Origin of the sequence: uncultured Clostridium sp. (genome assembly GCF_947036855.1) — a bacterium.
Classification (GTDB): Bacteria; Bacillota; Clostridia; order Clostridiales; family Clostridiaceae; genus Sarcina.
On sequence record NZ_CAMQRY010000010.1, the window covers coordinates 23337 to 30870 of the forward strand.

7 protein-coding genes are annotated in these 7534 nt (G+C 28.1%); 6 read left to right on the plus strand and 1 reads right to left on the minus strand.

The genetic code is table 11. From position 1 onward, the window contains the following. Positions 1 to 24 precede the first annotated feature (24 nt). On the minus strand, positions 25 to 1686 hold the full coding sequence (locus Q0V15_RS02700) for a glutamine--tRNA ligase/YqeY domain fusion protein (protein WP_297435745.1): 1662 nt from the start codon (positions 1684 to 1686) through the stop codon (positions 25 to 27). 310 nt (positions 1687 to 1996) lie between these two features. Between Q0V15_RS02700 and Q0V15_RS02705 the strand changes: the two genes are divergently transcribed. The 6 genes from Q0V15_RS02705 to Q0V15_RS02730 all read left to right on the plus strand — a co-directional run. Next, positions 1997 to 3061 carry a sensor domain-containing diguanylate cyclase gene (locus Q0V15_RS02705; RefSeq protein WP_297435747.1) on the plus strand — a complete coding sequence of 355 codons (1065 nt, stop codon included), beginning with the start codon at positions 1997 to 1999 and terminating at the stop codon, positions 3059 to 3061. A gap of 126 nt (positions 3062 to 3187) precedes the next feature. Continuing rightward, positions 3188 to 4342 carry a helix-turn-helix domain-containing protein gene (locus tag Q0V15_RS02710; RefSeq protein WP_297435749.1) on the plus strand — a complete coding sequence of 385 codons (1155 nt, stop codon included), beginning with the start codon at positions 3188 to 3190 and terminating at the stop codon, positions 4340 to 4342. Positions 4343 to 4345: 3 nt separating this feature from the next. Then, positions 4346 to 4762: a hypothetical protein gene (locus Q0V15_RS02715; RefSeq protein ID WP_297435751.1), complete on the plus strand. Its 417-nt coding sequence runs from the start codon at positions 4346 to 4348 to the stop codon at positions 4760 to 4762. Positions 4763 to 5277: 515 nt separating this feature from the next. After that, the gene (gene tyrS, locus Q0V15_RS02720; RefSeq protein WP_297435753.1) at positions 5278 to 6498 is read left to right on the plus strand and encodes a tyrosine--tRNA ligase; all 1221 of its coding nucleotides are present in this window, start codon (positions 5278 to 5280) and stop codon (positions 6496 to 6498) included. A 228-nt stretch (positions 6499 to 6726) separates the two neighbouring features. Further along, entirely contained in the window at positions 6727 to 7281 is a 555-nt protein-coding gene (locus Q0V15_RS02725) for a hypothetical protein (RefSeq protein WP_297435755.1), read from the plus strand. A 70-nt stretch (positions 7282 to 7351) separates the two neighbouring features. Next, positions 7352 to 7534: hypothetical protein (locus tag Q0V15_RS02730; protein ID WP_297435757.1), on the plus strand; the 183-nt coding region annotated here is incomplete at its 3' end.

Consider the following 7534-nt stretch of genomic DNA (forward strand, 5'->3'; position numbering starts at 1 on the left):
TATCCTTTATGGATACCTTATTTTTTATTTACCTGGTTTGAATGAACTTTTAAGTGCTACAATTCTGTTAAATACTATATTTTCATCAGTAGTATCTTTAGAATCAACACAGAAGAATCCATTTCGAACAAGTTGAACCTTATCTTCTTTAGAAAGTGTTCTTGCTGATAATTCAACAAATCCATTTCTTATGATAAGTGAATCTTTATTTATATTATCAAGGAAGTCTGAACTTTCATTTTCTTCTGAGTCAATTATAAGTGGCTCATATAATCTAAATTCAGCATTTTTACAATTATTAGCATCTACCCAGTGGATAGTTCCTTTAACTTTTCTTCCAGTGAATCCTGTATTACTTTTAGTTTCAGGGTCATAAGTACAATGAAGTTCTTTTATTGAACCATCTTCATTTTTTATAACTTCATTACATTTAACAAAGTAAGCACCTGAAAGTCTAACTTCATTTCCTGGGAACATTCTAAAGTATTTTTTAACTGGAACTTCCATAAAATCATCAGCTTCTATATATAACTCTCTTGAGAAAGTTACCATTCTTTTTCCGTAGTAGTGGTTTTTAGGATTGTTAACCATTGGTAATTCTTCACTTTGACCTTCTGGGTAGTTTGTGATTATTACTTTTATAGGGTTAACTATAGCCATAGTTCTTAAAACTTTAGAATCAAGGTCTTCTCTTATGAAGTAATCTAACATTTGTGAATCTACAGTTGTACCTGCAGCTCTTGATACTCCTATTTCTTTACAGAAGTTTCTGATTGATTCTGGTGTGAATCCTCTTCTTCTAAGTCCTGCAATTGTAGGCATTCTTGGGTCATCCCAACCATCTACTAAGTTATTATCTACAAGTTGTTTTAATTTTCTTTTACTCATAACAGTATTAGTTATATTAAGTCTTGCAAATTCTATTTGTCTTGGAGTATGCTCCATTTCACATTCTTTTATGAACCAGTCATATAAAGGTCTATGATCTTCAAATTCAAGAGTACATATTGAATGAGTTATTCCTTCAATAGCATCTTCAATTGGGTGAGCAAAGTCATACATTGGGTATATACACCAAGCATCTCCAGTATTGTGATGAGTTGCATGAGCAATTCTATATATGATAGGGTCTCTAAAGTTAATATTTGGAGAAGCCATATCTATTTTAGCTCTTAAAACTTTTTCACCATCTTTAAAATCACCATTTTTCATTTTTTCAAATAAATCAAGGTTTTCTTCTATAGTTCTATTTCTGTGAGGACTTTCTTTACCAGGTTCTGTTAAACTTCCTCTATATTCTCTCATTTCTTCAGCATTTAGGTCACATACATAAGCAAGACCTTTATTTATTAGAAGAATAGCTCTTTTATACATTTCATCAAAGTAGTTTGATGCAAAGAATAAATCACTCCATTTGTATCCAAGCCACTCAACATCATTTTTGATTGAGTCAACATATTCAACATCTTCTTTTGTTGGATTTGTATCATCAAATCTTAAGTTTGTTTTTCCATTAAATTCTTTCCCAAGTTCAAAATTAAGACAAATTGATTTTGCGTGTCCTATATGTAGGTATCCATTTGGCTCAGGTGGGAAACGAGTTATTATCTCATTATGTTTTCCAGTTTTTAAATCATCAAGTATTATATTTCTTATAAAATTTGACGCTATTGGTGTGTTTGACATATTATCATCATCCCTTTTCTATCAGTATTAATATACAGATAAATATAACACAAATAGCAAGAATTTTCTACATATATGTGAATAGATTATTACATATAAACTTATATAAGTATTATATTGGTTTATTGATTTAGATATTAAATGGATTTATTTGAAATTAGAATAAAACTATTTTGGTTAGGAAAAATAAAAAAATATATAAGCAGTAGATATTTTCTTTGAAAAATATTTTAAATGCTAGATATATATTGATATTAATCCAAAAAAGTTATAAAATGGATTAATAATACAAATTAAAATTGGGGGAATTATGAAAAATTACGAAGTTCTTTACAATGAGTTAAATAAAGAGTTTAAAAGATATAAAGGTTTTTCTGAAACTAAGATAGAGAGAATGACACAATCAAATGAAGAGCTTGAGAGAAAGTTATCAATATTTGTGAATATAGTTGAGGTTAGTAAGTATATAAATTCAAATGTTTCAGACTCAAATTTACTTGCTATGATAAATGATATGATAATAGGAGTACTTGGTGTTACACAATCTACAATACATTTGATTGAAAATGGTGTTCTTATACCAAAGATAACGAATGCAGGAGATTTAGAAAATACAAAAATACATTATGCACTTTTAGAAAGCAATAAGGGGGAATCCTTTTTAAGAAATGATAAAGATGGAGTTTTTAGGGAATATGGTAGTGGTAATAAGATAAAGTCAATAATAGGAGTTCCTATTTATATAAAAGAGCGAATAATAGGATATATAATTGTTGAACATGAGTTTTATAGATTTTTTGAAGTTGATACTGTTAATTTTATAAAATACATAGCTCATCAGGTTGCTATTGCAATAGAAAATAGTGTTCTTTATAAAAAAATTCAAGAGGCAGCACAGACAGATTCTTTACTTAACATATGTAATAGAAAATATTTCTATGAACTTATAGATATACAGATAAAGAATAGTGATGAAGTTGACTATGCAATTGTAATGTCTGATATTGATAATTTTAAAAAGGTTAATGATACTTATGGACATCAGTTTGGAGATTTAGTTTTAAAGACAGTAACTAGGGTAATGTGTGATCATTTAAGGAAGAATGATATTATTGCACGCTATGGTGGAGAAGAGATAATAATGTTTTTAGATGGCTCTAGAGATCATGAGGAAATAATTAAGCAAGTAGATTCTATGAGAAAAGAAATAGAAGATACTCTTTTTGGAACACAGGAAGTTAATTGTAGAGTTACTGTAAGTTTTGGTATTGCTTTTTCAGATGGTAATAGTATAAAAACTGATAGCATAATAAAGAAAGCAGATGAATGTCTTTATGTAGCAAAAAGGACAGGAAAAAATAAAGTTGAATATTAAAGTTAAAAGCTTTGCAAAATTTATATATTTTGCAAAGCTTTTTTACATTTTTAAGTATAAAACAGTAATTGTAAGGAATATAATTAATTTATAGAGAAAAACTTTTTAATGACTTAAGGAGATTGAATGGATAGAAAAAAGTTGCTTAAATTATTAAGGCAAGATGAAGGTGGTAAACTTGATTTTAAGGAAGTTTTACATTTAAAAACATCATCAGATAAGAAAGAATTTGTAAAAGACGTATGTGCTTTAGCTAATTCAAGTGGTGGTAGGGCATATTTAGTTATAGGCATAAGAGATAAGAGTAAGCAAGTTATAGGAACAGCTATAGAAAAATTAAATGAGGAAAGGATACAGCAAATCATAACTTCAAGGTGTGACCCACCTATACCTATATCAGTTGAAACTTTTCAAATAAATAGAAAAAATATTTTAGTTATAACTATTTTTGATGGAGAACAAAAACCATATCAGGTTAGAGAAACAGGAGCTTTTTATATAAGAAGAGGATCTATAACTGATGTGATGAGAAAGGGTGAACTTTTAAATGTTTTTCAGGATAAACTTGATTTAAATGTAGAAACTTGCCCGATTGTCAATGCTAATGAAAAACTTTTAGATGAGATTTTGATTAATTCTTATTTTAGTTTTAGAGGAATTATTATAGATGAAAATAATAGAGATTTTCTTTTGAGTAGCAGTAATATTATAAAAATAGATAGGGCTGATGGTGAAAAAAGATGCACACTTGGGAGTCTTTTAGTTTTTTCAAAGGTTAATAGCTTAATGATTCCTTATAATATGATAAAAATTATGGGTAAAGATAGAGCAATGGAAGAAATAATTGTTCAGGGAGATTTGCTAAGCATTATAGATGAGGCTAGTGAGCATATAAAGGCAATTTTACCAATAGAATATCCATATCAAGCTATTGTTGAGGCTATAAAAAATGCAGTTTTATATAGAGATTATACTTTAAGCAATTGTATAGAGGTGATAATTGGAGAAGAAGAAATAATAGTTAAAAATCCAGGTAGATTTATAGAAAGTAGTTCAAATTATATTATGAATTATTCTAAAAGAAATATGTGGATATATGAAAAACTGATAACACTAGATAGAGATGGTAGATTTACAAGAAATGGTCAAGGATTTAAAAGAATGAATAAGATGTTAAAGTCATTAGGTCATATAAGGGTTGAAGATTCAGAAATAGATATGACTGTTAAGGTTATTTTTCCAGGAATAGGAGCTTTAAAAAATATTGAAGGGGTGTTTTAATATATGATAAAATTATTTTTTAACAAGAGAGGTAGTGGCAAGAGCAAAGAGCTTATGAACCTAGCTAATTCTGAGAGTGAAGTAATAAATGGACATTCAGTTTATATAGATGATAATGAAAAGAGAATTTTTAGTATTGATAAAGCAATAAGATTTGTTTCAATGAAGGAGTATGATGTTAAATCATATACAGAGTTTTTAGCTTTTATTTGTGGGATATTATCTAATGATTATGATATAGAGAATTTATATATTGATAATTTCTCAAAGATAGTAAAAGATTTTGATACAGAGCTTTTAGCATATTATTTAGATGATTTAAATAAGCTTTCTAAAAAGCATAATGTAAACGTATATATAAATGCGCATGATGATGGGAAAATTGTTCCTGATAAAGCAAAAGAATATATTTCAGCATAACTTATGAATTTTTAGATTATACTAAGGTATCAGAGATATCTAGTATAATCTTTTTTTTGAATATTTATAATAAAAAATATCTGTTAAAGTCTGAGGGATAGAGTGTTTTGATTAGTTATATTTTAGAAATATTCTTGTGAAATAATGTAATAAGTTATATACTAAATAGATATTATATATTCTAGGATTAAAGCGAATTAGAATAGGTTTTATTTTGATTTTTTAATTAATATATAGATTTTGAGGAGCTTTTAGTAGTTCTTAGAATTATAGACAAATAGGTATAAAAGTACCTAAACATACTTTTAAATCGAGAAAGTGTGTAATAGCCCTAGCCAAATGAATAACAAAATAAAGAAAGGGGAAAGCTACTTATATACGGATGGCTAGTTCGGATTTAAAGACTGTGGAGTTCTATATCAAATCAGAGTAGTATATACGAAATGAGGGACTGAGAAACAGTAATTTTCTTGATATAGACACTTTTGTCTATATTTTAAGTAGCAGGAAGTGAAATGACAAATGTTTTAGATACTCTTAAAGAGCGTGGATACATAAAACAATTTACACATGAAGATGAAACAAGAGAACTTTTAGAAAAGGAAAAAGTAACTTTCTACATAGGGTTTGACCCAACAGCAGATAGTTTACATGTAGGACATTTTATAGCAATGATGTTTATGTCACATATGCAAAAAGCAGGGCATAGACCTATAGCCTTAATTGGTGGTGGTACTGCTATGATTGGTGACCCAAGTGGTAAAACTGATATGAGAACTATGATGACTGAGGAAACTATTCAGCATAATGTTGATTCTATTAAAAAGCAAATGGAAAAGTTTATTGATTTTAGCGATGATAAAGCTTTACTTGTAAATAATGCAGATTGGTTATTAAAGCAGAACTATGTTGATTTTATAAGAAATATTGGAGTTCATTTCTCTGTTAATAGAATGCTTGGTGCTGAGTGCTTTAAGCAAAGAATGGAAACAGGATTATCTTTCCTTGAGTTTAACTATATGTTAATGCAAGGTTTTGACTTCTATGAACTTAATAGAGTTTATGATTGTAAGCTTGAACTTGGTGGAGATGATCAGTGGTCAAATATGATTGCAGGGGTTGACCTTGTAAGAAAGAAATCTCAAAAGAGTGCTTATGCTATGACATGTACACTTTTAACAAACTCAGAAGGACAAAAAATGGGTAAAACAGTTGGTGGAGCTTTATGGCTTGATGCAGCTAAAACTAGTCCATATGATTTCTACCAATACTGGAGAAATGTTGCTGATGTAGATGTTGAAAAGTGTTTAAAACTTCTTACATTCGTAGAAATGGATGAAGTTAGAAGACTTTGTGCTTTAGAAGGTTCAGCTATAAATGAGGCTAAAAAAGTGTTAGGTTTTGAAGTAACAAAACTTATACATGGTGAAGAAGAGGCTAGAAAAGCTATGGAAGCTGCTGAAAGCGTATTTGGAGCAGGGCAAAATATGGATAATGTTCCTACTATTGAAATTTCAAAAGAAGAAATAGGAGCAGAACTTTTAGGTGTTCTTGCTGAAAATGGAGTATTTAAGTCAAAAGGTGAAGGAAGAAGACTTATACAACAAGGTGGAGTATCTGTAAATGATGAGAAACTTGTTGATGATAAAAAAGTTATCGAAGAATCAGATTTTAAAGATGATATGATACTTGTTAAAAGAGGAAAGAAAAAATTCTATAAGATAGTAATTAAGTAGAATTTAAATAGATTAAAGAGCCTTAAGATAGATGGAATTCTATTTTAAGGCTCTTTTTTTGTGGAGAAATACATGTGTTTTCAGTACAATTACAAGTGTTCGTGTTTTTTGAAAGTGTAATAAATACTTAATATTTAAGCTTATTTTTCAAGTAGCAAAGTATAGAAGTTTTACTATACATAAAGTATAGGGATATTTATAGTATTAAAATTTGGAGGTATTATTTCTATGATTGAAGATAATATAAAGTTTTTAGAAAATGAAATAGTTAAGAAAATTGTGAAGGTTGATAGTTTAGAAGATATAGACATGATAAGCGGTCTTGAAATTTTAGAATATGATAATATGAGTAATAAAGGTTTTTTATATGTAACAAATAAAAGGCTTATAATAGTTAGAACTGATGATGAAGAGTGTAATGTTTTTGTAAGTTATAGAAACTTAGGAGAACTTGAGGAACTTATTTTTACAGATAAAGATATTAAAATGATAGATATAGATAATAGAAGATATAAGCTTAGTATGAGTAGTTTTGATAAATTTGCATATGGATATTGTATATTAACAATTATAATATTTTTGTTTAGAGGAAGTATGGATGGTGGATTTATAGGGATGGCTGCAATTGCAGTAGGGTTTATATTATATTTAGCTTATGAGTTTATAAAAGAGTTAAATAGCTGCAATGGAAATATAATAAGTAGTGATGGAAGTGCTCAAAAGTTCAAATTAACAAATTGTGAGCGTGAAATAAGAAAATTTTTAAGCAATCTTAATAAATAAACAATATAAGTTTTCTAGAGATATTACGATAATATCTCTAGATTTTAATTTTTGTAGGGAGATTTTAAATATGAAAGATATTATAAATATTGTAGCAACACCATTACCAAGGATTAAAGAATCAAAAAGAATTTCGGATAGTTTTGATTTTAAAAAAGGTCAAAAATTTGATGCAAAAATTATTTCTTTATCAGAAGATAAAACTAGTATAGTTATAAAGCTTCGTGATGGTTCAGAATTTGTAGCAAAACTT

Excerpts from the sequence above, each read along its gene's own strand:
- Q0V15_RS02700 (WP_297435745.1), bottom strand. The coding sequence starts at position 1,686 with ATGTCAAACACACCAATAGCGTCAAATTTTATAAGAAATATAATACTT.
- Q0V15_RS02705 (WP_297435747.1), top strand. The coding sequence starts at position 1,997 with ATGAAAAATTACGAAGTTCTTTACAATGAGTTAAATAAAGAGTTTAAA.
- Q0V15_RS02710 (WP_297435749.1), top strand. The coding sequence starts at position 3,188 with ATGGATAGAAAAAAGTTGCTTAAATTATTAAGGCAAGATGAAGGTGGT.
- Q0V15_RS02715 (WP_297435751.1), top strand. The coding sequence starts at position 4,346 with ATGATAAAATTATTTTTTAACAAGAGAGGTAGTGGCAAGAGCAAAGAG.
- tyrS (WP_297435753.1), top strand. The coding sequence starts at position 5,278 with ATGACAAATGTTTTAGATACTCTTAAAGAGCGTGGATACATAAAACAA.
- Q0V15_RS02725 (WP_297435755.1), top strand. The coding sequence starts at position 6,727 with ATGATTGAAGATAATATAAAGTTTTTAGAAAATGAAATAGTTAAGAAA.